The 22,705-nt window shown below is 70.8% G+C and carries 22 protein-coding genes; 4 read left to right on the top strand and 18 right to left on the bottom strand.

Going from position 1 to position 22,705, the window contains the following annotated elements:
- Positions 1–19 precede the first annotated feature (19 nt).
- The 5 genes from IO30_RS0113070 to IO30_RS0113050 form a co-directional block, all read right to left on the bottom strand.
- Positions 20–2,200 carry a phosphotransferase gene (locus IO30_RS0113070; protein WP_237403403.1) on the bottom strand — a complete coding sequence of 727 codons (2,181 nt, stop codon included), beginning with the start codon at positions 2,198–2,200 and terminating at the stop codon, positions 20–22.
- A 2-nt stretch (positions 2,201–2,202) separates the two neighbouring features.
- On the bottom strand, positions 2,203–3,060 hold the full coding sequence (locus IO30_RS0113065) for a hypothetical protein (RefSeq protein WP_031142502.1): 858 nt from the start codon (positions 3,058–3,060) through the stop codon (positions 2,203–2,205).
- Positions 3,057–3,893, bottom strand: a complete 837-nt coding sequence (locus tag IO30_RS0113060; protein WP_031142500.1) for a vWA domain-containing protein — start codon at positions 3,891–3,893, stop codon at positions 3,057–3,059. The genes IO30_RS0113065 and IO30_RS0113060 overlap by 4 nt, the downstream gene beginning before the upstream one ends.
- 251 nt (positions 3,894–4,144) lie before the next feature.
- The gene (locus tag IO30_RS0113055; RefSeq protein WP_031142498.1) at positions 4,145–5,476 is read right to left on the bottom strand and encodes a class I SAM-dependent RNA methyltransferase; all 1,332 of its coding nucleotides are present in this window, start codon (positions 5,474–5,476) and stop codon (positions 4,145–4,147) included.
- Between the two features lie 100 nt (positions 5,477–5,576).
- On the bottom strand, positions 5,577–7,655 hold the full coding sequence (locus IO30_RS0113050; protein ID WP_031142496.1) for an APC family permease: 2,079 nt from the start codon (positions 7,653–7,655) through the stop codon (positions 5,577–5,579).
- 209 nt (positions 7,656–7,864) lie between these two features.
- On the opposite strand from IO30_RS0113050, the gene IO30_RS0113045 reads away from it, so the two are divergent.
- Complete coding sequence (locus tag IO30_RS0113045; RefSeq protein ID WP_031142494.1) at positions 7,865–8,533, top strand: potassium channel family protein; 669 nt, start codon at positions 7,865–7,867, stop codon at positions 8,531–8,533.
- Positions 8,530–9,192: a potassium channel family protein gene (locus IO30_RS0113040; RefSeq protein ID WP_031142492.1), complete on the top strand. Its 663-nt coding sequence runs from the start codon at positions 8,530–8,532 to the stop codon at positions 9,190–9,192. Before IO30_RS0113045 ends, IO30_RS0113040 begins: the two co-directional genes overlap by 4 nt.
- Positions 9,193–9,293: 101 nt before the next feature.
- On the opposite strand, the gene IO30_RS0113035 is transcribed toward IO30_RS0113040, so the two are convergent.
- The 7 genes from IO30_RS0113035 to IO30_RS0113005 all read right to left on the bottom strand — a co-directional run bounded on the left by IO30_RS0113035 (position 9,294) and on the right by IO30_RS0113005 (position 15,887).
- Complete coding sequence (locus IO30_RS0113035) at positions 9,294–10,040, bottom strand: DUF3159 domain-containing protein (protein ID WP_031142490.1); 747 nt, start codon at positions 10,038–10,040, stop codon at positions 9,294–9,296.
- 3 nt (positions 10,041–10,043) lie between these two features.
- Positions 10,044–10,463 carry an OB-fold nucleic acid binding domain-containing protein gene (locus tag IO30_RS0113030; protein ID WP_078904001.1) on the bottom strand — a complete coding sequence of 140 codons (420 nt, stop codon included), beginning with the start codon at positions 10,461–10,463 and terminating at the stop codon, positions 10,044–10,046.
- A 24-nt stretch (positions 10,464–10,487) separates the two neighbouring features.
- Positions 10,488–11,174 (bottom strand): response regulator, encoded by a 687-nt coding sequence (locus IO30_RS0113025; protein ID WP_031142486.1) that lies wholly within the window; start codon positions 11,172–11,174, stop codon positions 10,488–10,490.
- Positions 11,171–13,795: a sensor histidine kinase gene (locus IO30_RS0113020; RefSeq protein ID WP_078904660.1), complete on the bottom strand. Its 2,625-nt coding sequence runs from the start codon at positions 13,793–13,795 to the stop codon at positions 11,171–11,173. Before IO30_RS0113020 ends, IO30_RS0113025 begins: the two co-directional genes overlap by 4 nt.
- Before the next feature lie 175 nt (positions 13,796–13,970).
- Positions 13,971–14,756, bottom strand: coding sequence for a DUF3710 domain-containing protein (locus IO30_RS0113015; protein WP_031142484.1), 786 nt, complete (start codon positions 14,754–14,756; stop codon positions 13,971–13,973).
- Between the two features lies 1 nt (position 14,757).
- Positions 14,758–15,303: a dUTP diphosphatase gene (gene dut, locus IO30_RS0113010; protein ID WP_031142483.1), complete on the bottom strand. Its 546-nt coding sequence runs from the start codon at positions 15,301–15,303 to the stop codon at positions 14,758–14,760.
- Positions 15,303–15,887: a PaaI family thioesterase gene (locus IO30_RS0113005; RefSeq protein ID WP_031142481.1), complete on the bottom strand. Its 585-nt coding sequence runs from the start codon at positions 15,885–15,887 to the stop codon at positions 15,303–15,305. The genes dut and IO30_RS0113005 overlap by 1 nt, the downstream gene beginning before the upstream one ends.
- A 58-nt stretch (positions 15,888–15,945) precedes the next feature.
- Between IO30_RS0113005 and IO30_RS0113000 the strand changes: the two genes are divergently transcribed.
- The gene (locus tag IO30_RS0113000; RefSeq protein WP_031142479.1) at positions 15,946–16,413 is read left to right on the top strand and encodes a DUF3093 domain-containing protein; all 468 of its coding nucleotides are present in this window, start codon (positions 15,946–15,948) and stop codon (positions 16,411–16,413) included.
- Positions 16,414–16,467: 54 nt separating this feature from the next.
- On the opposite strand, the gene IO30_RS0112995 is transcribed toward IO30_RS0113000, so the two are convergent.
- The 4 genes from IO30_RS0112995 to IO30_RS0112980 form a co-directional block, all read right to left on the bottom strand.
- A complete protein-coding gene (locus IO30_RS0112995; protein WP_051859286.1) occupies positions 16,468–17,406 on the bottom strand; it encodes a hypothetical protein in 939 nt (312 codons plus the stop codon).
- 12 nt (positions 17,407–17,418) lie between these two features.
- Entirely contained in the window at positions 17,419–17,715 is a 297-nt protein-coding gene (locus IO30_RS0112990; RefSeq protein WP_031142475.1) for a DUF4193 domain-containing protein, read from the bottom strand.
- Between the two features lie 382 nt (positions 17,716–18,097).
- Positions 18,098–19,357: a sensor histidine kinase gene (locus IO30_RS0112985; RefSeq protein ID WP_031142474.1), complete on the bottom strand. Its 1,260-nt coding sequence runs from the start codon at positions 19,355–19,357 to the stop codon at positions 18,098–18,100.
- A gap of 5 nt (positions 19,358–19,362) precedes the next feature.
- A complete protein-coding gene (locus IO30_RS0112980; RefSeq protein ID WP_030036265.1) occupies positions 19,363–20,016 on the bottom strand; it encodes a response regulator transcription factor in 654 nt (217 codons plus the stop codon).
- Positions 20,017–20,261: 245 nt separating this feature from the next.
- Here IO30_RS0112980 and IO30_RS0112975 point away from each other — a divergent pair, with 245 nt between their 5' ends.
- Positions 20,262–20,447, top strand: coding sequence for a hypothetical protein (locus IO30_RS0112975; RefSeq protein ID WP_031142473.1), 186 nt, complete (start codon positions 20,262–20,264; stop codon positions 20,445–20,447).
- A gap of 129 nt (positions 20,448–20,576) precedes the next feature.
- On the opposite strand, the gene IO30_RS0112970 is transcribed toward IO30_RS0112975, so the two are convergent.
- Together IO30_RS0112970 and IO30_RS0112965 are read right to left on the bottom strand one after the other, a co-directional pair.
- On the bottom strand, positions 20,577–21,380 hold the full coding sequence (locus tag IO30_RS0112970) for an inositol monophosphatase family protein (protein WP_199921036.1): 804 nt from the start codon (positions 21,378–21,380) through the stop codon (positions 20,577–20,579).
- 56 nt (positions 21,381–21,436) lie between these two features.
- Positions 21,437–22,594, bottom strand: a complete 1,158-nt coding sequence (locus IO30_RS0112965) for a ferrochelatase (RefSeq protein WP_031142470.1) — start codon at positions 22,592–22,594, stop codon at positions 21,437–21,439.
- Positions 22,595–22,705: the final 111 nt, after the last annotated feature.

Raw genomic sequence — 22,705 nt, 5'->3', positions numbered from 1 at the left:
CCGGAGAACCGACAGTGGCTCAACGCCCCACGTAGAGGAAGCGCACGTAGCGCGCGTACGAGAGCTCTCGCCGACGGAGCCTGGCCTGCTCGGATGCCGCACTCAGTGTCGTGTGGAGTGCAGCGTTCTGTTGCAGGGCGACCGTGCGGACGCCGAACTCCTGTCGCTGCTGCCGGGCTCGTTCCCCGGCAACGGTGTTCTCCCGCGCCAACTGTTCCTGGTGGCGCTCCAACCGCTTCCGTGCCTGCACCCGCAAGGCTTCCGCCTCGGGTTCCGCAGCCTTCCTCTGGGCGGTGAGCTGGGACTTCCGACGGGTGATGCCCTGCTCGATCGACTGTCGTTCCGCGGTGCCGAGGGCAGTCGGCTGTTTGGCGACGGCGGACGCGACCACGTGCCGGCGCCAGACGTCGAGTGCTATGGCCTTGGCCTCACCGATTCCGTGCACATTGACGAGGCGGCCGCCGGGCAGCACCAGCGCGGCCCCGGTGCTGGTGTTGTACGGGCTGCTCTGCACAGGCCGGTAGCCCGTGAAATCGGCTGCCGTCCGGATGCCCGCCGCGGCGAGACGTGCGGCGAGTGTCGGCCCGATGCCGTGTGGCGGGGACTGCGAAATGAGCCGTCTGCCGAGCTGGTCCCGGACGTACGCGGACTGCTTGTCGGCCAGCGCCTTGGCCAAGGCCTTGCGGAGCTCCTCCTGGAGGCCGCCCATCTTCTTGTCGATGTCCTGCTGCTTGCGGGTCTTGCGCTGCTCGGCCTCCTTCAGCTCGGCGTGGTACTCGGCCGTGAGCTTGGCCTGGGCACGGGGGTAAGCAGTGTTCCGCTCGACCTCCGCCGCATCGAACTTGGCCCGCTCCTTCCGAAGCTTCGCGGCTGCCTTCACCGGGTCGTCGAGCTGGTCCAACTCGTCTGCCAGCCGAGCCAGGACCGCCCGGGAATCTCCCCGTTCCTCGCGACGGCCCCAGGCAACGGCAGTGATCAGACCGGCAATGACCAGAGGCAGTCCCGCCCCGATCACTGCCGTGGAAAGCCCGAAGACGATCATCAGAACGGTCGCGGTCAGCGCGAACGGCCACATCACGGCAGAGAAGATGTCCAGGCCGGTCCGTCTGCGGAAACCGACCGGGGAAACGGCGGCGGGCACGACCGGCGTCGGCACTGGCTGGGCGGGGACATGTCCGGTCATCCAGCCGGGCAGTCCAGCCGTACCGGTGACAGAGGCCGTGGGAGGAGCCGGCGCGGCATGGCTCGTCGTGGCGGAGCCACGCGGCTTCGGAAGGGCACGGGCCAGCGGGGGCAGCAGGTCGAGGGGCTGGAAGGCCAAGGACCTCACGTGGTCCGCGAGACCGCTCACGTTCCGGTCGGGGTGGGCCAGGAGCGTCTGCAACCCTGTGGAACCGGCAGGACTCTTGAAGTCCTCCTCGGTGAGCAGCAGGAACTCACCACTGGGTTCGTGCAGCCGGCTCCACAACCCCGGGTCTGCGGCGATCGCCTTGAGCGACATGAAGATCACCCATGCGGAGAACCGGTCCAGATCCGCGCCGAAGTCGTCATTGCCCCGCCGGGGCGACTGGTAGTTGCGGTGGCCCCGTTCGGTGCCGCCCAGGCCGGCCAGCGCCGGCACGTACATGCCGTCGTAGTCGACCAGACGGAGGGTGTCGTCGTTCGCGACGAGCAAGTTGCCGTGCTGGAGGTCACCGTGAGCGATCTGATGTGCCGACAGATCATGCATCAGGGCTTCGAACCGGTCGGCCAGGCGGTTCACGGCGAACCGGTCGGCATGGTTTCCGTCGAGCCAGGAGGACAGCGTGACGGCCTCGATCCACTCCATCTTCAGGACCGCGTACCGCTCCTGGCCCACGCTGATCTCGTCCGAAAGGTACTCGAAGCCCAGATTCCACGGCTGTGACAGCTCCGCTGGATCCAGCCCCGCAAGTCGGCTGCTGATGGCCTGGTAGCGGCGCTCCTGATCAGGAACGTGACGGGTGAAGCATTTCACCGCGTACCGCTGCCCCGTAACGGCGGACGTCAGCGAGAACACGCTCGCAAAGGCCCCTGAGATGGCGCGGGGCAGTCCGAGCTTGGTCAGTTCCGGCCGTGCACCCTTCAGTTCGGGGTGGCGAAAACACAGTTGGGTGTGCTGCAGCGCCTCCGCGTAGGCGGCTCCACTGGGAAACTGCTGCTGACTGGTTGGTGAGCCCACGGTCACCGCCCCTCGAAGTCGATCCGCACGACCGCTACATCGTCGTTCCGCAGCTGATGCTGCTCCCTGAGACCGTCCAGCCAGGCAGTGAAACCCTTCAGGTCGTCCGGCCCCGAGAAGTCCATCAGCTGGCGTGCGGCAGCGTCCCGGTCGGATGTCGACAGGAACCAGGCTGCCAGCGCGTCGGTCATCAGGAACAGCCGGTCTCCGGGACGGCATTCGCCTTCCGCGACCCGGGTGCGACGGGCCAGGAGCGCTGCATCGTGATTGCGGCTGCCGAAGAGGTCGGGGGCCGTGCCGAACTCTTCGGCACGCTCCACAGGGAAGGCCCGTACCAGCTGGGTGTCGCGCAGATGGAACAGACAGCTGTCTCCGAGGGCGGCGGCTCGCCACCGCCACGCAGGCTCGGACACGTGGTCGTGGTCGATTCCATGCCCCGCCTCCGGGTCGACGCGCACCATGAGCAGGGTGGCGTAGGCCCCTTCTGCAAGCTTGGTGTGTTCGTACCACTTCAGCGGCCGCCCCTCGTCGAGCCGCGCCTGTGTGTAGCCCACGAGCCAGGGATCCCACTGCGCCACGGCCGCCGCCGCGAACTCCTCGAAGGACGTCCCGCCGGCCAAGAACTCGGGCCGTTCCATGGCGTGCTCAGCGGCTGTCCGCGACAACAGCTTGGCCCAGTCCTTCGCCAGGGCGCTCTCCGTAGCCCCGTCACAGACGGCCGCGGTGAGCGGTTCCCGCAGCATGTGGTCGTGTGCACAGTTCGGGAGCACGACGACGGCGTCCTCGCATTCAGCCTCCGTGCTCCCGTGCTTGGGGGCGACGAGGTGTGTGACGAACACACAGGAGCGGCGGGCGGTCACCGCAGTTCGGTGGCGCGGGTGCCGATGTCGAGGAACTGGACGACGGTGGTGATGTCCGCGTTGTATACGAAGCCACGGGTGGTCTCGCTGACCCGCTGGCCCTGCGAGGCGGCGTACGAGCGCATGTGACTCGGCAGCGGGCTCGACATGGAGAAGAGGGTCCGGGCGTAGCTGTCGGGAAGACCTTCAGCCGTGTCGGGGAACGCCGTGGGTGTTCCACCCGCTGCGGAAACGTGCAGGTTGAACAGCAGAGCCGCACCATCTGCCGTGGCATGTGAAGTGATGGCCTCGGCTGCCGCGGTGGGGTCACCGTCGGTCGACTCGCCGTCGGTCAGGTTGATCACGATCGGCGGGAATCCGGCCGGGTATCGCTCGGTCCAGCCGGCGACGAGACTCTCGGCGTACTGAAGGGCCCGATTCATCGGGGTTCCGCCGTGGGCGACCGGATCCATCCAGAGCGGGAAGTTGACCGTGGTCTCGACCAGTCCCCCGGCACCGTCCGGGACCTTCTTGCTTCGCTCGTCCACCCGTGCCGGATTGTCCGCCACCTCGCTGAGCGGAACGATGTCCCGACCGGCGAGGGCTCCTGCGAACGCCGAGCCCACGGTGGCGCCGTAGCCGACGACCGCCACGTGGAAGTAGTCGCGCACGCCCTCTTCCTTGGCGCACTTGACCGAGAGCTCGGTGAGGAGCCGGTTGATGGCATCGGCGACCACATCGGCCTTCTGCTGCGGGACTTCACCACCGATGGGGTCACTCATGGACGTCGACTGGTCGATGAGGAAGATGATGCTCGTCGGATTGCTGCGGCTGATCTCGGCCGTGTACGGCACGTTGCGCTCCTGGCGGACTGCGAAGAGGTCAGGTGGCGGAGGAGCTCGCACGACATGCTGACGCCCCGGCTACCGGCACGCACACCGAGTCACCAAGATCCCCCGAACTCATCGTAGTGCGAAGACCACGGCGTGCGGGTGACATGGCCAGAACGGGCTGCGCCCACCGGCGACACCGACCGAACAGCAACGCCTCCCCGCCCGGGATCCCGACCCGGCCGAGGAGGCGCCTGCTTCGCAGAACCGAACCGTCAGGCGCCCTTGGCGATGGGCTCCAGGATCGCCACGCACTCCACGTGGTGCGTCATCGGGAAGAGGTCGAAGACGCGCAGCGTGCGGAGCTTGTAGCCGTTGTCCTTGAAGTAGCCCAGGTCGCGGGCCAGGGCGGCCGGGTCGCACGCCACGTACGCGATGCGGCGGGCCGAGAGGCCTGCGATGTGGCGGACCGTCGACTTGCCCGCGCCCGCGCGGGGCGGGTCCAGGACGACCAGGTCGCACTCCGTGATGCCGGTCTTCGGGAGGATCTGCTCGACCTTGCCCTGCTCGATCCGGACCCGCGGGAAGTCGGCCAGGTTGTGCCGGGCGTCCTCGACCGCGCGCTTCGTCGACTCGATGCCGAGCACCGCGCCCGTCTCCCCGAGCCGCTCCGCCAGGGCGCCCGCGAAGATGCCGACGCCGCAGTAGAGGTCGAGGGCCATCTCGCCCTTGCGCGGCATCAGGCCCTGCATGACGGCCTTGATCAGGGTGTCGGCCGCCTGCGGGTGGACCTGCCAGAAGCCGCCCATGCCGACGCGGTACGTACGGCCGTCCGCGCGCTCGCGTACGAAGGGGCGGCCGTGGACCCGGTGGACCCCGCCGTCCTTCTCCTCGACGCGGAGCACCGAGACCGGCTTGTCCAGCTCGACCAGGGGCAGGCGGCCGCCCGGGCGCGGGGTGAGGACGACCTGGCGGTCGCCGGAGCCGGAGGCCGCGATGGCCTCGACGGTGGCCATCTGCGGCCAGTCCTGCTTCTCGATGCCCAGCTCGCTGACGCCCGGAGCGGCGATCATGCAGTGCTCGATCGGCTCGATCTCGTGCGAGCGGTGCTTGCGCAGGCCGACGAGGCCGTCCTCGTCGATGGCGAACTGGACCCGGGTGCGCCACTGCGGCACCTCTCCGGCGGGCAGCTTGTCGCCCTCGGCCGGCATGACGGTGCCGTCCCAGCCCGCTTCCTCGGGGGTGAGCCCGGCGAGCCGCTTCAGCTGCTCCGCGACGACCTCGCCCTTGAGCCGGCGCTGGGCGCCGGGCTTGGCGTGCTGCCAGTCGCAGCCGCCGCACTTGCCGGGGCCGGCGTACGGGCAGGGGGCCGGGACGCGGTCCTTGGAGGCGTCCAGCACGGTGATCGCGTCGGCGCGCAGGTAGCGGGAGTCCGCGTCGCCCTCGGTGACCTTCGCGACGACCTTCTCGCCGGGCAGGGTGTGGCGGACGAACAGGACGCGGCCGTCTTCGGTCCGGGCGATGCAGTGCCCGCCGTGTGCGACGGGGCCGACCTCGACCTCGTACTCCTCCCCGACCAGTGACTGCTTCTCGTTCTGCTCGGTCATGGTGGGGAGACTCCAAGGATCAAATGCTTCAAAGTGAAGAACGGCCGGACGACCGACCCACCAGTTTACGTGGATCTCGTCCGGCCGTTCACCAACCAGCTCAGCGCTTGGCGGAAGGGTCCTTCGGCGGGCGCGGGGCACTGCGCGGCGCGGAGCGCGGGGTGTCGACCGGGCCGCGGCGGACCGCACCCGGGGCGTTCCAGTCCTGCCTCTTCTTGGCCCGCCGCTTGGCCAGTTCCGAGGACTCCAGCTGGTAGGGCACCGAGGTGACCATCACGCCGGGGGTGAACAGCAGCCGCCCCTTGAGCCGCAGCGCGCTCTGGTTGTGCAGCAGGTGTTCGTACCAGCGGCCGACGACGTACTCGGGGATGTACACGCTGACGGCGTCGCGCGGGTTCTCGCTGCGCAGGCCCTTGACGTACTCCACCACCGGGCGGGTGATCTCGCGGTACGGCGAGTCGAGGATCTTGAGCGGGACGTTGATCCCGCGCCGCTCCCACTCCTCGCGCAGCGCCTTGGTCTCCACCGGGTCGACGCTGATGCTGAGCGCCTCCAGGGTGTCGGAGCGGGTCAGCTTGGCGAAGGCCAGGGCGCGCAGCGTGGGCTTGTGGACCTTGGAGACCAGGACGATCGAGTGGACGCGGGAGGGCCGCACGCTGTCGTCGCTGGGGCCCTCGGCGGCGGCGATCTCGGCGGAGACCCGGTCGTAGTGCTTGCGGATCGCGGACATGGTGCCGTAGAAGATCACCATGCCGAGCAGGGCCACCCAGGCACCGTGGGTGAACTTGGTGGCGAGGACGACGACCAGCACCATGCCGGTGAAGAAGGCGCCGAAGGTGTTGATGGCGCGGGAGCGGTGCATCCGGCGGCGGGCCGCCGGGTCGCGTTCGGTGCGCAGGTGCCGGTTCCAGTGCCGGACCATGCCGATCTGGCTGAGGGTGAAGGAGACGAAGACGCCGACGATGTAGAGCTGGATCAGCTTGGTCGAGTCGGCGTCGTAGATCCACACGAGCAGCATGGCGGCGCCGGCGAGGAGCACGATGCCGTTGGAGAAGGCGAGCCGGTCGCCGCGGGTGTGGAGCTGGCGCGGCAGGTATCGGTCCTGGGCGAGGATCGAGCCGAGCAGCGGGAAGCCGTTGTACGCGGTGTTGGCGGCCAGGAAGAGGACCAGCGCGGTGGCGGCGGCGAGCAGGATGAACAGGAAGCTGCCGTCGCCGAAGACGGCTTCGGCCACCTGGGAGATCACCGGGTGCTGCACGTAGTCGGCGCCGACGGGCGTGCCGTTCTCCAGCAGGTCGGTGGCGGGCTTCTCCGCCATCTTCACGTCGGTGGCCATGGCCAGGCCGATGATCCCGCAGAACATGGTGACGGCCAGGGCGCCCATCAGGGCGAGGGTGCTGGCGGCGTTCTTGCTCTTGGGCTTGCGGAAGGCGGGGACGCCGTTGCTGATGGCCTCGACGCCCGTCAGGGCGGCGCAGCCCGAGGAGAAGGCCCGCAGCAGCAGGAAGACCAGGGCGAAGCCGGCGATCCCCTCGTGCTCGGGTTTGATCTCCAGGTCGGCCGTGGGCGCCTTCATGGACTCGTCGAGGACGATCCCCTTGTAGGCGCCCCAGGCGATCATGACGAAGACGGCGCCGACGAAGACGTAGGTCGGGATGGCGAAGAGCTTCCCGGACTCCTTCACGCCGCGCAGGTTCATCAGCGTCAGCAGAAGGATCATGAGCACGGCCGAGAGCACCTTGTGCTCGATGACGAAGTGCACGGCCGAGCCGAGGTTCTCCACGCCGGAGGAGATGGAGACGGCGACGGTCAGGACGTAGTCGACGAGGAGGGCGCTGGCGACCGTGAGGCCGGCCCTGGGGCCCAGGTTGGTGTTGGCGACCTCGTAGTCACCGCCGCCGCTGGGGTAGGCGTGGACGTTCTGGCGGTACGAGGCGACCACCGTGAACATCAGCACGACGACCGCGAGGGCGATCCAGGGGCTGAACTGGTACGCCGACACGCCCGCGATCGACAGGACCAGCAGGACCTCGCCGGGGGCATATGCCACCGAGGACAGCGGGTCTGAGGCGAAGACGGGAAGCGCGATCCGCTTGGGAAGAAGGGTTTCTCCGAGGCGGTCGCTGCGTAGCGCCCGGCCGATCAGGATCCGTTTGGGCACGTCGGTCAGTTTGGACACGCAGAGGATCGTAAGCGTTCGAAAACCGGCTGACGAACCCCGCACCCCGTCCCGGCACATTCCCCTCGCATTTCGTGCCCGGACTGCACCGCAAGAGGCCACACTCGTGACCGCCCGTGTGTAGCTTGGGCCATGGTCTGAGACCCTGTTATGCCAGAGCATGCAATGAGGCTGGGAACCAGCGAGCGCTGACAGCCGGAAGGACGGCCGTGCACATCGTCATTATGGGCTGCGGAAGAGTGGGTTCTGCCCTCGCGCAGACCCTGGAACAGCAGGGGCACACCGTCGCTGTCGTCGACCAGGACCCCACCGCGTTCCGCAGGCTGGGAGCCGGATTCGGCGGCCGCCGCGTCACCGGGGTCGGATTCGACCAGGACACCCTGCGCGAGGCCGGAATCGAGGAAGCGGGAGCTTTCGCGGCGGTCAGCAGCGGTGACAATTCCAACATCATCGCCGCCCGGGTGGCCCGGGAGATGTTCGGCGTCGAGAACGTCGCCGCCCGCATCTACGACCCCAAGCGCGCCGAGGTCTACCAGCGCCTGGGCATCCCCACCGTCGCCACCGTGCGGTGGACCGCCGACCAGATGCTGCGCCGGCTGCTGCCGTCCGGCGCCGAACCCCTGTGGCGCGACCCCAGCGGGGCGGTGCAGCTCGCCGAGGTGCACACCTCCACCGCCTGGGTCGGTCACAGGATCAGCAAGCTGCAGGAGGAGACCGGTGTCCGGGTGGCCTTCCTCACCCGCCTGGGCGAGGCCGTGCTCCCGACGTCGGCGACGGTGCTCCAGGAGGGCGACCTCGTCCACGTGATGATGCGCACGGACGAGATCGACAAGGTCGAGGAGGCCTTCGCGGAGGGCCCCGAGGAGGCACACGCATGAGAGTCGCTATCGCCGGGGCAGGCGCGGTGGGCCGCTCCATCGCGGGCGAGCTGCTGGAGAACGGCCACGAGGTGCTGCTGGTCGACAAGGCGCCGACCGCCATCTCGGTCGAGCGGGTGCCGCAGGCGGAGTGGCTGCTGGCCGACGCCTGCGAGATCACCTCGCTGGACGAGGCGGCGCTCCAGCGCTGCAACGTGGTCATCGCGGCCACGGGTGACGACAAGGTCAACCTCGTCGTCTCACTGCTGGCCAAGACCGAGTACGGGGTCCCCCGCGTGGTGGCCCGCGTCAACAACCCGAAGAACGAGTGGCTCTTCAACGAGTCCTGGGGCGTGGACGTCGCCGTCTCCACCCCGCGCCTCATGTCCGCCCTGGTCGAGGAGGCCGTCAGCGTCGGCGACCTGGTACGGCTGCTGCGCTTCAGCCACGGCGACGCCAACCTCGTCGAGCTGACCCTGCCGCCCGACTCCTCGGTCGCCGGCACCCAGATCGGCGACATCAGCTGGCCCGAGGACACCTCGCTGGTCACGATCATCCGCGGCAACCGGGTCCTGACCCCGCACGCGGAGGAGACCCTGGAGCCGGGCGACGAACTGCTCTTCGTGGCCGCACAGGCCCGCGAGGAGCAGCTGGAGGACCTCCTCCAGGCCCGCCGCTAGCGGACCCACCCGGACCCACGGCGACACGGCGAAGGGGGCGGGACGACCGGTGGTCGTCCCGCCCCCTTCGTGCTGCCGTCGGTCCGCTGCCGTCGGTCCGGTCAGAGGCCGGGTTCCTTCGTGGCCGCCTTGGCCGCCTTCGCCGCCTTCTCGGCCTCCTCCTGCGCCTCGTACTCCGCGATCACGTCGATCGGCGGCGGGGCCTTCGCCAGGAACACCCAGGTGAAGTACACCGCGAGCACCATCGGCGGGAGCTTCAGCGCGATCAGGACCCAGCCCAGCTGCGTCGCGTCCCCCCACCAGTACAGCGGGAAGAGGATCGCGTACTTGGCGAGGAAGATGATCCCCCAGGCCAGACTGGCCTTGGTGTACGCCTTCTTGCGCCCCGGGTTGCGGGTGCGCCAGGACAGGTTCTCCTTGAACACCGGCCCGAGGATCACCCCGAGCAGCGGGAAGCCCAGCAGCGCGGAGAGCGTGAAGGCCACGCCCAGGCCGGCGCCGTAGATCATGCCGGGCAGGTAGAAGCCCTTCGCACTGCCCGTGAAGAGGGCGAAGGCCACGCCGACGCCCACGCCGAAGACGCCGCTGAAGGCGTGCTTGACGGTGTCCTTGCGCAGCAGCCGGACGATCACCAGCAGGACGGCGACGGCGCCCGCCGCGATGGCGGACAGCTTCACGTCCTTGTTGATCGTGTAGATCATGACGAAGAGCAGCCCGGGGAGCATCGTCTCCACGGTGCCCCGGATGCCCCCGAAGGCGTCGAAGAGCGCCGCCTGGGTGACCGCGTTCTGGTCGTCGGCCGGCGCTGTGGCGGGGTCTGGGGTGGTCGGTTTGTCGAGTGACGTCACCGGTTACTGCTCCTGTCCGAGCGGTCTGAGTTCGTACTTCGGGTTGAAGAGCACCCGGCGGCCATGGCTCATCGAGATGCGCCCGGAGGCGATCATGCGGCGGCCGGGCTCGATTCCCACGATCGAGCGACGTCCGAGCCAGACCACGTCCAGCGCGGCCGAGCCGTCGAACAGCTCGGCCTCCAGGGCGGGGACCCCCGCCCGCGGCCGCAGGGTGACCGTGCGCAGGGTGCCGGTCACCTTCACTATCTGACGGTCGTGGCAGTCGCAGATCCGCGTGCAGCCCGCGGCCTCTGCGTCCTCCTGCAGCTCCGCCGAATGCAGCTCCTCCTGCGAGGTGGACAGCCGCTCTATCATCCGGCGGAACCGGCCCGCCGGCCTGACCGGCTTGGCGGACTTCCCGGGACGCGGTTCAGCACTCATACAGGAAGCGTACCGGCGCCCGCACTACCTCTCGAAGCGGTATCCCATACCCGGTTCGGTGATGAAGTGCCGCGGATGCGAGGGGTCCGCCTCCAGCTTGCGGCGCAGTTGTGCCATGTAGACCCGCAGGTAGTTGGTCTCGGTGCCGTACGAGGGCCCCCAGACCTCCTGGAGCAGCTGCTTCTGGCTGACCAGCTTGCCTCCGTGGCGGACCAGGACCTCCAGCAGGTGCCACTCGGTGGGCGTGAGGCGTACGTCGCGCCCCTCGCGCACGGCCTTCTTGGCGGCGAGGTCCACCGTGAAGCCATCGGTCTCCACGACCACCTCGTCCTCGCCGGAGCCCGCGGGCGGCTCGGCCCGGCGCACCGCGGCGCGCAGCCGGGCCAGCAGCTCGTCCATGCCGAAGGGCTTGGTGACGTAGTCGTCGGCGCCCGCGTCCAGGGCCTCGACCTTCTCGTCCGAGGTGTGGCGGGCGGACAGGACGAGGATGGGCACGCGGGTCCAGCCGCGCAGGCCCTTGATCACCTCGATCCCGTCCATGTCGGGCAGTCCCAGGTCGAGGAGGACCACGTCGGGGTGGCGGGCGGCCGCGAGTTCCAGGGCGCTCGCCCCGTCCGCGGCGGCGTCGACCTCGTACCTGCGCGCCTTCAGGTTGATCACGAGGGCTCGGACGATCTGCGGCTCGTCTTCCACCACGAGCACCCGGGTCATTGCGGTCCTGCCTTCTGTCGCGTCGTCCGATCACGGTCGTGATCACGTTCTACCGTCTGTGCGGCGTCCCCGCCGCCGCGCCCCCCGCCGTCCACCGCTACGGGGGACGGGGCTGCGGCCCGGGTCACGGCCCGCAGGGTGAGCACCATGGTCAGGCCGCCGCCGGGGGTGTCCTCGGCGGCCAGGGTGCCGTCCATGGCCTCGGCGAAGCCCCGGGCGACCGCGAGGCCGAGGCCCACCCCGGCCCCGCGCGGTGCGTCCCCGTGGCGCTGGAACGGGGCGAAGATCCTGTCCTTGGCCTCGTCGGGCACTCCGGGCCCGCGGTCCACGACCCGGACCTCGACCCGGTCCCCGAGGAAGCTGGCCGCCACCAGGACGGCCTGTCCCGCCGGGCTGTACTTGACGGCGTTCTCCACCACGTTGGCCACGGTCCGCTCCAGCAGCCCCGGGTCCACGGCCACCATCGGCAGGCTCTCCGGCACGTCCAGCAGCACGCTGTCCTCCGGTACGCCGCCCAGCGCCATCGGGACCACCTCGTCGAGGTCGATCTCCCTGATCAGCGGGGTGACGGTGCCGGTCTGGAGCCGGGACATGTCCAGCAGGTTGCCCACCAGGTGGTCGAGCCGGTCGGCGCCGTCCTCGATGCCTTCGAGCAGTTCGGCCCGGTCCTCCTCGGACCACTCCACGTCGTCGGAGCGCAGGGAGGTCACGGAGGCCTTGATGGAGGCCAGCGGGGTGCGCAGGTCGTGACTGACGGCGGCCAGCAGGGCGGTCCTGATCCGGTTGCCCTCGGCCAGCCGCCGGGCCTCCTCGGCCTCCCCGACCAGCCGCTGCCGGTCCAGGACCACGGCGGCCTGGGCGGCGAACGCGCCGAGCACCCGGCGGTCCTCGGCGGGCAGCACCCGCCCGGACAGGGCCAGTGCCATGTGGTCCCCGATGGGCATGTCCACATCGGCGTCCTCGGGCCGGACGACGGGGTTCGGGCCCACGCTGGCGGCCTGCTGCCAGGGCTCGACGTCGCCCGCCCGCTCCAGCAGGGCCACGGACTCCATGGCGAAGGTCTCCCGGACCCGCTCCAGCAGCGCGTCGAGGGCGGTCTCCCCGCGCAGCACGCTGCCGGCCAGGAAGGAGAGGATCTCGGACTCGGCGCGCAGCCGTGCGGCCTGGTGGGTGCGCCGGGCGGCCAGGTCCACCACCGAGGCCACGGAGACGGCGACGCCGAAGAACACGGCGATGGCCACGATGTTCCTGGGGTCGGACACGGTGAGCTGGTGCAGCGGCGGCGCGAAGTAGTAGTTGAGCAGGAGCGATCCGAAGGCGGCCGAGGCCAGCGCCGGCCACAGTCCGCCCAGCAGGGCGGCCCCCACCGTCAGCGCCAGGAAGAGCAGCATGTCGTTGGCGAGCCCGGGGTCCGTGTCCACGTGCGTGAGCAGCAGGCAGAGCAGGGCGGGCAGGACCACGCCCACCACCCAGCCCGCCACGATGCGGGGCCGTCCGAGGCGGGCGGCGGAGCGGACCACGGGCAGCCCGCGCCCCTTGGCGACCTCCTCGTGCGTGACGATGTGGACGTCGAGGTCGGGTCCCGAGTCACGGGCCACGCTGGCGCCCACTCCGGGCCCGAAGACGTACTGCCAGGAGCGGCGGCGGCTGGAGCCGAGCACGATCTGGGTGGCGTTGACCCCGCGGGCGAACTCCAGCAGGGCCTCGGGGATGCGGTCGCCGATCACATGGTGAAACGTTCCGCCAAGGTCCTCGACCAGCGTCCGCTGGACCGCGAGCTCCTTCGGCGAGGCCGCGGTGAGCCCGTCGCTGCGGGCGATGTACACGGCCAGGATCTCGCTGCCCGAGCCCTTGGCCGCCATCCGGGAGGCCCTGCGGATGAGCGTGCGCCCCTCCGGCCCGCCGGTCAGCCCGACGACGATCCGTTCACGGGCCTGCCAGGTGGAGCGGATGCCGTGCTCGCCGCGGTACTGCTGGAGGTACTCGTCCGCCCGGTCGGCCACCCACAGCAGCGCGAGCTCGCGCAGGGCGGTGAGGTTGCCGGGGCGGAAGTAGTTGGACAGGGCCGCGTCGACCTTGTCGGGCTTGTATATGTTCCCGTGCGCCATGCGGCGGCGCAGCGCCTGCGGGGACATGTCCACGAGCTCGATCTGGTCGGCCCGGCGGACCACCTCGTCCGGCACGGTCTCCCGCTGGCGCACCCCGGTGATCGACTCGACCACGTCCCCGAGTGACTCCAGGTGCTGGATGTTGACCGTGGACACGACGTCGATGCCGGCCTTCAGCAGCTCCTCGACGTCCTGCCAGCGCTTGGCGTTGCGCGAGCCCGGCACGTTGGTGTGCGCGAGCTCGTCCACGAGGGCGACGGCGGGTCTGCGGGCGAGCAGTGCGTCCACGTCCATCTCGGTGAAGACCGCACCGCGGTGGGTGAGCTCCTTGCGCTCCACCCGTTCCAGGCCGTGCAGCATCACCTCGGTGCGGGGCCGCCCGTGGTGTTCGACGTAGCCCACCACGCAGTCGGCGCCCCGCTCCACCCTGCGGTGGGCCTCGGAGAGCATCGCGTAGGTCTTGCCCACACCGGGCGCCGCGCCGAGATAGATCCTGAGCCTGCCGCGTCCCATGCGCCCATTCTCGGGGACGTCCGCCCTGTTCACGCACCGATACGGGCCGCCCGGCGCATCCCTGACGGTTTCCTGACGCGGGCACGACGAAGGCCGGTGGGCCCCGCTCCGTAGGAGGAGGGCCCACCGGCCGAAAACGTACGTCCGCCCCGCCCGGGAGCGCGGCGGTGCGAGGTCAGCGGACCTCGGTGATCTCCGGACCGCGCTCCAGCTGGCCCATGCCGCCGCCGAAGCGGGAGCCTTCCTGATCCTCGGTCTGCACGCCGTCCGGCACCATCTGGGCGTCGTTGGGCAGCTTCAGCACGATCGGGTCGCGGGGAGCCATCGGGCCGTCGCCGCGCAGGACGACGGTGTCACGGAAGATCTGCTCCAGCACGCCGGCCGACTCGGGGCGCACCGCGCCCTGGCCGGAGATGACGCCGCGCAGGAACCAGCGCGGACCGTCGACGCCGACGAAGCGGACCAGCTGGTAGCCGGTCTGGCCGTCGGGCAGCGGTACGGGCACCTGGGCGCGCAGCTCCCAGCCCAGGGGACCCTCGGCCTCGTCGATGATGCCGCCCTGCTGGGTGATGCCCGTGGCGATCTCGTCGCGGACCTCGCCCCAGATGCCTTCCTTCTTGGGCGCGGCGAAGGCCTGCAGCTGTACCGCGCTGTCGCCCAGGACCACGGTGGCGGCGACGATCGCGTCACCGGCGACCTCGACGCGCAGTTCCATGCCCTCGACACCGGGTACGAGGATGCCGCCCAGGTCGACCCGGCCGTCGGCAGGGTTCCCGAGGACCTCGGAGACGTCCCAGGGGCCGTCGGGCCGCGGAGCCGGCGGCAGGTTCACCCGGCGCGGCTTGGCAGCGCCGTCCTGACCCTCGGCCTCGTCGAGCTCGTCGGCGCTGACGCCGTCAACGACCTGCTCGGCCGCGCCGCCGTCTTGGGCGGAGTCGTTCTTCTTGCGACGTCCGAACACGTCACTGTCCTTCCCGGTCGGTTACGACCGAAGCGTAGCCATTCCCACCCTGCTGACCAGCTCCGGATCCGGCCACGGCCGCATGACCGCCGGTGGAGCCGAAACCCCCCTCGGCCCGGGCCGAGCCGGGAAGTTCCGCCACCTCGTGGAAGCGCACCTTCTCGACCCGCTGGACAACCAGCTGGGCAATGCGGTCGAAACGCTCGAACCGGACGCTCTCGCGCGGGTCGAGATTGACCACGATCACCTTGATCTCCCCACGGTACCCGGCATCCACCGTCCCCGGGGCATTCACGAGCGCGAGGCCGCAGCGGGCGGCCAGGCCCGAGCGGGGGTGCACGAAGGCCGCGTAGCCGTCGGGCAGGGCGATGGACACCCCGGTGGGGAGTACGGCGCGCTCGCCGGGCTCCAGCTCGGCGGCCTCCGTGGTCACGAGGTCGCAGCCGGCGTCGCCGGGGTGACCGTAGGCCGGGACCGGCACCTCCGGGTCGATCCGGCGGATCAGCACGTCGATCTCGTGACGCTTCGCGTTGTCGTTCAGGGACATCAGGGGTTCACCTCGAAGGCGCGTGCGCGCCTGACCTGGTCCGGGTCGGCCATGGCCGCCTGGATCTCCTCGGGCCGACCGTTGTCGATGAAGTGGTCGACCTTCACTTCGATGAAGAGGGCGTCGGCGCGCACCGCGACCTGGCCCTCCGGGCCGCCTATCCGGCCCACGGCCGTGCAGTAGATCTTCCGGCCGGCGACGGCGGTGACCTCGGCCTCCAGGTACAGCACGGTGTCCACGGGCACGGGCCGCACGAAGTCGGTCTCCAGCCGCCCCGTCACCGCGATGACGCGCAGCAGCCAGTTCAGGGAACCCAGCGTCTCGTCGAGCGCGGTGGCCAGGACGCCGCCGTGGGCGAGACCGGGTGCCCCCTGGTGGGCGGGCTTGACGGTGAACTCGGCGGTGACGCGCACGCCCTCGCCGGCCCGGGCCTCCAGGTGGAGTCCGTGCGACTGGCCCTCGCCACAGCCGAAACAGTGCTCGTAGTGCGCACCGAGGAGCTCCCCGGGCGCGGGGGCGTCGGGGTGCCGCACCGGCGCGGTGGCGTCGGCCGGGGGCGTCAACGCTGTGTTTCGTCCACTCACAGCCGCAGACCTTACCCGCGCGGCTACCCGCCGGTCGCCTCGTGGCAGGCTTGGCGGCATGCAGCTCTCCCCCGCGCACCACGACGAACGCCTGACCGCCCCCCGCTCCTGGTGGGGCATCGCCGTACTGACCGGCCTCGCGTGCGCGCTGATGCTGCTGCCGCTGGGCACGCTGCCGCTGCTGGCCGGGCTGGTCGGGGGTACGGCGCTGGCCGGGCTGCTGGTGAGTTCGTACGGGTCCGCGCGCGTGCGCGTGGTGAACGGCGCGCTGGCGGCCGGGGACGCGCGGATCCCGGTGGCTGCCCTGGGCGAGCCGGAGGTCCTGGACGCGGAGGAGTCGCGCGCCTGGCGCACCTACAAGGCGGACACGCGCGCCTTCATGCTCATGCGCAGCTACGTGCCGACGGCGGTGCGCGTCGAGGTGACCGACCCGGCCGACCCGACCCCGTACGTCTACGTGTCGACCCGCGAGCCCGAGGCCCTGCGGGCGGCGCTGCTCGCGGCGAAGGCCGGCCCGGCCGCCTGAGAGGCCCGGCCGCCTGAGAGCCGGCTGCGTCCCGGCACGGACGGGGGCGGCTCCTCAGCCGTCCTTGTGCGGCCACCGGCCGAGCACGCCGGTCCCGCGTCCCTCGATGGCGGCCCTGGTGGCCTCGGGAAGGGGCTTGGAGGGCTGCTCCAGGGGCGGCAGGGCGCCCAGTGCGTCCCAGGCCACGGACCGGCTCCGCAGGTCCTCCCGCACCTTCTCGGCGAGTTTGCGGGTGTCGCGGCGGTTCATGACGGCGCCGACGGCCGCTCCGATCATGAAGGGCATGAGGTTCGGCAGGTTGCGGAACATCCGCTTCATGATCTGCTGGCGCAGTTCGCGCTTCATCTGACCGCCGAGCGCCGCGTTCAGCGTCGTGGGCTTGGTCAGGTCGACCCCGCGCTCCTCCGTCCAGGCGGTCAGGTAGGCGAGGCTGCGCTCCTTGAGGCCGCCGGGCGGTCGCAGCCCGTACACCTCGTGGAGTTCGGCGATGAGTTTGAGTTCGATGGCGGCGACGCCGGTGATCTCCGCGGCCAGCTCCGCCGGCATGGCGGGCGGAACGGGCAGCATGGCCGCCGCGCCGATGCCCGCGCCGACGGTGGACGTGGCATTGGCGGCGCCCGCGATCAGCTTGTCGGCAAGCTGATCGGGAGCGAGGCCCGGGAACTGCGCGCGCAGGGTCGCGAGGTCCCGAACCGGAACGCGGGGTGCGTTCTCGATCAACCGGTCGGCGATGTACAGGGCGGCGGCCCTGGCACCTTCGCCGCCCTTGCGTACACCGTTCTTGACGGCTTGGAGCCGACGAGCCCCGGACCGGTGCCGGGACCCCTCGTCGGCCTCTGTGGCCGACGGCACCGCCGGGGCGGTGTCGGAGGGCACGGCGGGTACGCCGGGGGCTCCAGGACCCGTTTCCGGGCCCGTGGTTGCCACCTGCGCCTCCGCCTGTTCACCAGATTTCCGGAAGCGGCGCTTCCGGAAGGGTGTCGAGCCAGCCACGGCCGACGCCTCTCAGTCGCAGTCGCGGCAGATCGGCTGACCGTTCTTCTCGCGTGCCAGCTGGCTGCGGTGGTGCACCAGGAAGCAGCTCATGCAGGTGAACTCGTCGGCCTGCTTGGGCAGGACCCGGACGGCCAGCTCCTCATTGGAGAGGTCCGCACCGGGAAGCTCCAGGCTCTCGGCCGAGTCGAACTCGTCCATGTCCACGGACGAGGACGACTTCTCGTTGCGTCGCGCCTTCAGCTCTTCAATGCTGTCGCTGTCGACGTCGTCGTCGGTCTTGCGTGGGGTGTCGTAGTCCGTTGCCATTGTTCGCTCTCCCCCTCTGGGTGTTAGCGGTGTCTCAGCGCACGTAACGCGCGAGAGGCCGGACTTGTGCCCGACCTGAGGCGGAGATTTTGCCTCACATCAAGGTCTGTTACTCAATCGACACCCAGCCGCACGTTCTGAGGAACGATTGCCTGGGATGACGACCGGGACCGTACACGGTCCGGGGGCCGTCTTGCACAAACGCCACCCCGTGCATTTACCGCCATCAGGGGGGCCGGAAACCCGGACTTCCCGGGCGTTCCGGCCGTCCCGGGGTCACTGAACGCACATGGGCCGACACTCGACACTGTGATCGATCACACAGGGGCGAGTATTTTCATGGACCACCGATTCAGCCACCAGCGAACACGGCGTGCAGGTGTCACAAGGGAAGAGTGACACGCATCACGAGGCCACCGCCCTCTCGCGGGGTCGCCTGGATCCTTCCGCCGTGTGCGCGCGCCACGGAGCGCGCGATGGAGAGACCGAGCCCGACACCCTTGTCGCTGCCCGTGCGCTCCGTACGCAGCCGCCTGAAGGGCTCGAAGAGGTTGTCCACCTCGTACGCGGGAACAACGGGACCCGTGTTCGAGACCAGGAGGACCGCCTGGCCGTGCTGGACCTCCGTGGTGACCTCCACCCAGCCGCCGTCGGGCACGTTGTACCGCACCGCGTTCTGCACCAGGTTCAGCGCGATCCGCTCCAGCAGCACGCCGTTGCCCTGCACCACGGCCAGGGCCCGCTCGCCGCGGATCTCCACGCCCTTGGTCTCCGCCTCGCCGCGCGCCTGCTCGATGGCGCGCGAGGCGACCTCGGCCAGGTCCACGGGCTTGCGTTCCACTATCTGGTTCTCGCTGCGGGCCAGCAGCAGCAGGCCCTCGACCAGCTGCTCGCTGCGCTCGTTGGTGGCGAGGAGGGTCTTGCCGAGCTGCTGGAGCTCCACCGGTGCTCCGGGATCCGAGAGGTGCACCTCCAGCAGGGTCCGGTTGATCGCCAGCGGGGTCCGCAGCTCGTGCGAGGCGTTCGCCACGAACCTCTGCTGCGCGGTGAAGGCCCGCTCCAGCCGGTCGAGCATCTCGTCGAAGGTGTCGGCGAGCTCCTTGAGCTCGTCGTCCGGCCCGTCCAGCTCGATCCGCCGGGTCAGGTCGGAGCCGACCACCCGGCGGGCGGTCCGGGTGATCTTGCCCAGCGGGGACAGCACCCGGCCGGCCATCGCGTAGCCGAAGGCGAAGGCGATGATGCTCAGGCCCAGCAGCGCCATCAGCGACCGGCTGAGCAGGTCGTCCAGGGCGTGCCGGCGCTGGTCGAGGGCGCACTGGCTGATCGCGGACTGGAAGGCCTCGCTCGTCAGCATGCCGTTGCCGTTGACGTTGGCGAGCCCGGGACAGGTGGTGCTGGTGACCTGGATCGGGCCGCCGCTCACGATCGTGAACGGCAGGGCGTTGCCCTCGCGCAGCGCCTGGGCCGCCAGCAGGTAGATGATCGAGAGCAGCAGGATGCCCGCGATCAGGAACATCCCGCCGTAGAGCAGCGTGAGGCGTATCCGGATCGTCGGCCGCAGCCAAGGGAAGGGACCCTCGGGCTGGCCGGGGTCCCAGTTCGGTTTCGGTGGCGCCGCGGGTGGCGCCGGGATCGCGGCCATGCCGGTCAGATCCGGTAACCGGAGCCGGGCACGGTCACGATGACCGGCGGCTCGCCGAGCTTGCGCCGCAGGGTCATGACGGTCACCCGCACGACGTTGGTGAAGGGGTCGGTGTTCTCGTCCCAGGCCTTCTCCAGCAGCTGTTCGGCCGAGACCACGGTCCCCTCGCTGCGCATGAGGACCTCCAGCACCGCGAACTCCTTCGGCGCCAGCTGCACCTCCCTGCCCTCCCGGAACACCTCACGCCGGTTGGGGTCCAGCTTGATCCCGGCCCGCTCCAGCACGGGCGGCAGGGCGACGGTGGTCCGCCGCCCGAGCGCCCGCACCCGGGCCGTCAGCTCGGTGAAGGCGAAGGGCTTGGGGAGGTAGTCGTCGGCCCCGAGCTCCAGTCCCTCCACCCGGTCGCTCACGTCACCGGACGCGGTCAGCATCAGCACGCGGGTGGGCATGCCGAGCTCGACGATCTTCCGGCAGACGTCGTCACCGTGTACGAGGGGCAGGTCACGGTCGAGCACGACCACGTCGTAGTCGTTCACCCCGACGCGCTCCAGCGCCGCGGCGCCGTCGTACACGACGTCCACGGCCATGGCCTCCCGGCGCAGTCCGGTGGCCACCGCATCGGCGAGCAGCTGCTCGTCCTCGACGACGAGTACGCGCACGTCGTTTCCTTCCTCCGAGCCCCAGCAGGGCAGACGTGTGGTGCGCCGCCCATCCTGCCCGTTTCAGCCGTAAACCGGCTGTAAGGCGTCACTCGTAGGGGGCGGAGGGGGCGGAAGTGAGGATTCCCTGGCTCTACGAGGTTTCTGCGCCCAGGGTGCCGGGGAGGACGTCACCACACCCCAACCACTCCCTGACGGCGGAGCCACGTGCCGCCGCCGACCCACGAAGAGGGGGCGAACCCACCATGGACGCATTCACCGCGGGTCTCCTGCAGCGCATCAGGGCCACGCAGTCGGACCTGAGGCAGGCCCGGGAGGCGGGCGACGACTTCCTCGCGGAAGTGGAACAGGCGGAGCTGGAGGACCTCCAGCGCCTCGCCGCCGAGCACGGCGTTCCCGTCTCCGTACCCGCCTCGGTACCGGCCTCCTGACCGGTCTCCTGGCACGCTGATCATCCGTCCGGGACCCCGGCCGCCCCTTCGGGCAGCCGGGGTCCCGGCACGTCCGGCGCGAGGCGGCGGGAGCCGGGCGTCGGGCACGGTGCGGCGGCCCGCCCGGAGTCAGTCGTGCCAGGCCCCGGCCTCCTCCAGCAGCGGCTGGAGGGAGGCGAAGACCGCCGGGCTCGCCGCGAGGGCGAGGTCCCCCGAGGCCGGCTCCCCCGGGCGGCCGCCGGTCAGGGCGCCCGCCTCCCGGGCGATCAGCTCGCCCGCCGCGAGGTCCCACGGGTTCAGCCCGCGCTCGTAGTACCCGTCCAGCCGCCCGGCCGCCACGTCGCACAGGTCCAGCGCCGCCGACCCGCCCCGGCGGATGTCCCGTACCAGCGGGATGATCCGCTGCGCCACGTCGGCCTGGTGGGCCCGCCTGGTCTGGACGTAGGCGAAGCCGGTGCCGATCAGCGCCTGGTCCAGGGGGGCGGCCTCCCGGCAGGCCAGGCGTACGGTGCCACGCCACGCCCCGCCGCCGAGCACGGCGTGACAGGTCTCCCCGCGCATGGGGGCCTCGACGACCCCGACCACCGTCTCGCCCCGGTACTCGGCCGCGATGGACACGCCCCAGCTCGGCAGGCCGTAGAGGTAGTTCACGGTGCCGTCCAGCGGGTCGATCACCCAGCGCACCCCGCTCGTCCCCGCCGCGTCCGAGCCCTCCTCGCCGAGCAGCCCGTCCTCGGGCCGCCGCTCCGCGAGGAGGCCGGTGATCAGCTTCTCGGCCGCGATGTCCATCTCGGTGACCACGTCGATCGGGCTGCTCTTGGTCGCCGCCACCGCGAGGTCGGCCGGCCGGCCGTCGCGCAGCAGGGCCCCGGCCAGCCGGGCCGCCTCCAGCCCGACCTCCAGCAGTTCGGCCTTCAGCTCTTCAGGGATCACTGGTCTCACTCCTCCGGGGGTGTCCCGTCGATCATGCCCGATCGGCGGGCCGCGCCTCAGGCGTAGGGGCTGTCCGCCCCCGCGGCCGCCGGACGCGGCGCCCGGGCCGGGCAGCAGCCCACGGCGCACAGGTCGTGGCTCGGCCCGAGCAGGCCCAGGGCGCACCGCTCCACGGGCTCGCCCCGCTCGGCCGCGGCCCGCTCCAGCACCAGCTCCCGGACCGCCGCGGCGAACCGGGGGTCGTCGCCCACCGTCGCCGAGCGGGCGATCGGCAGGCCCAGCTCGGCCGCCTTCGCGGTCGCCTCCGTGTCGAGGTCGTAGAGGACCTCCATGTGGTCCGAGACGAAGCCGATGGGCACCATGACCGCGGCCGGGGCCCCGGCCGCGGTCAGGGCCTCCAGGTGGTCGCAGATGTCCGGTTCCAGCCAGGGGATGTGCGGGGCGCCGCTGCGCGACTGGTAGACGAGCTCCCAGGGCAGCTCGGTGCCCGTCCGCTCCCGTACCGCGTCGGCGATCACCCGGGCGACGTCCAGGTGCTGCTTGACGTACGCCCCGCCCTCGCCGCCCTGCGTGTGCTCCTCGGCCGGACCGGAGGCGTCCGCCGCCGTCTCGGGGATGGAGTGCGTGGTGAAGACCAGGTGGGCGCCGGAGCGGACCTCGGCGGGGAGCGACTCCAGCGAGGCGAGCACCCCGTCGGTCATCGGCTGCACGAAGCCGGGGTGGTTGAAGTAGTGCCGGAGCTTGTCCACCCGCGGCAGCTCGGCGACCCCGTCGTCCATCAGTGCGGCCAGCGCGTCGGCGAGGTTCTCCCGGTACTGCCGGCAGCCCGAGTAGGAGGCGTAGGCGCTGGTCGCGAGGACGGCGATGCGGCGGCGGCCGTCGGCGGCCATCTCCCGCATCACGTCGGTGAGGTACGGGCCCCAGTTCCGGTTGCCCCAGTAGACCGGCAGGTCCAGCCCGTGCTCCGCGAAGTCCTTGCGCAGCGCGTCTAGCAGCCGGCGGTTCTGGCCGTTGATGGGGCTGACCCCGCCGAAGCCGAAGTAGTGCTGGCCGACCTCCTTGAGCCGCTCTCGGGGGATGCCGCGGCCGCGCGTGACGTTCTCCAGGAACGGCACGACGTCGTCGGGTCCCTCGGGGCCGCCGAAGGACAGCAGCAGCAGGGCGTCGTAAGGGGCGGCGGGCCCACCGGGCGGCGGGGAGAACTGGTCTGACATGCATCGAATCCTGCCACCCGGCGTCCTCGGGCGGGAACCGGCCCGGCCTCCTCGCGGCCCCGTGCCGGAAATAAGGCGGTCCTCACTTCGAAGGTCCGGTTTTTCCCCGTG

It is taken from the genome of Streptomyces xanthophaeus (assembly GCF_000725805.1).
GTDB lineage: Bacteria > Actinomycetota > Actinomycetes > Streptomycetales > Streptomycetaceae > Streptomyces > Streptomyces xanthophaeus.
The sequence above is the reverse complement of the archived record's forward strand: the minus strand, read 5'-3'. Positions and strand labels throughout refer to the sequence as shown.

Bases quoted from the DNA above. Each gene is read 5' to 3' on its own strand.
- IO30_RS0113055 (WP_031142498.1), bottom strand. From the start codon at position 5,476: ATGACCGAGCAGAACGAGAAGCAGTCACTGGTCGGGGAGGAGTACGAG.
- IO30_RS0113040 (WP_031142492.1), top strand. From the start codon at position 8,530: ATGAGAGTCGCTATCGCCGGGGCAGGCGCGGTGGGCCGCTCCATCGCG.
- IO30_RS0113030 (WP_078904001.1), bottom strand. From the start codon at position 10,463: ATGAGTGCTGAACCGCGTCCCGGGAAGTCCGCCAAGCCGGTCAGGCCG.
- IO30_RS0113025 (WP_031142486.1), bottom strand. From the start codon at position 11,174: ATGACCCGGGTGCTCGTGGTGGAAGACGAGCCGCAGATCGTCCGAGCC.
- IO30_RS0113020 (WP_078904660.1), bottom strand. From the start codon at position 13,795: ATGGGACGCGGCAGGCTCAGGATCTATCTCGGCGCGGCGCCCGGTGTG.
- dut (WP_031142483.1), bottom strand. From the start codon at position 15,303: ATGTCCCTGAACGACAACGCGAAGCGTCACGAGATCGACGTGCTGATC.
- IO30_RS0113000 (WP_031142479.1), top strand. From the start codon at position 15,946: ATGCAGCTCTCCCCCGCGCACCACGACGAACGCCTGACCGCCCCCCGC.
- IO30_RS0112990 (WP_031142475.1), bottom strand. From the start codon at position 17,715: ATGGCAACGGACTACGACACCCCACGCAAGACCGACGACGACGTCGAC.
- IO30_RS0112985 (WP_031142474.1), bottom strand. From the start codon at position 19,357: ATGGCCGCGATCCCGGCGCCACCCGCGGCGCCACCGAAACCGAACTGG.
- IO30_RS0112975 (WP_031142473.1), top strand. From the start codon at position 20,262: ATGGACGCATTCACCGCGGGTCTCCTGCAGCGCATCAGGGCCACGCAG.
- IO30_RS0112965 (WP_031142470.1), bottom strand. From the start codon at position 22,594: ATGTCAGACCAGTTCTCCCCGCCGCCCGGTGGGCCCGCCGCCCCTTAC.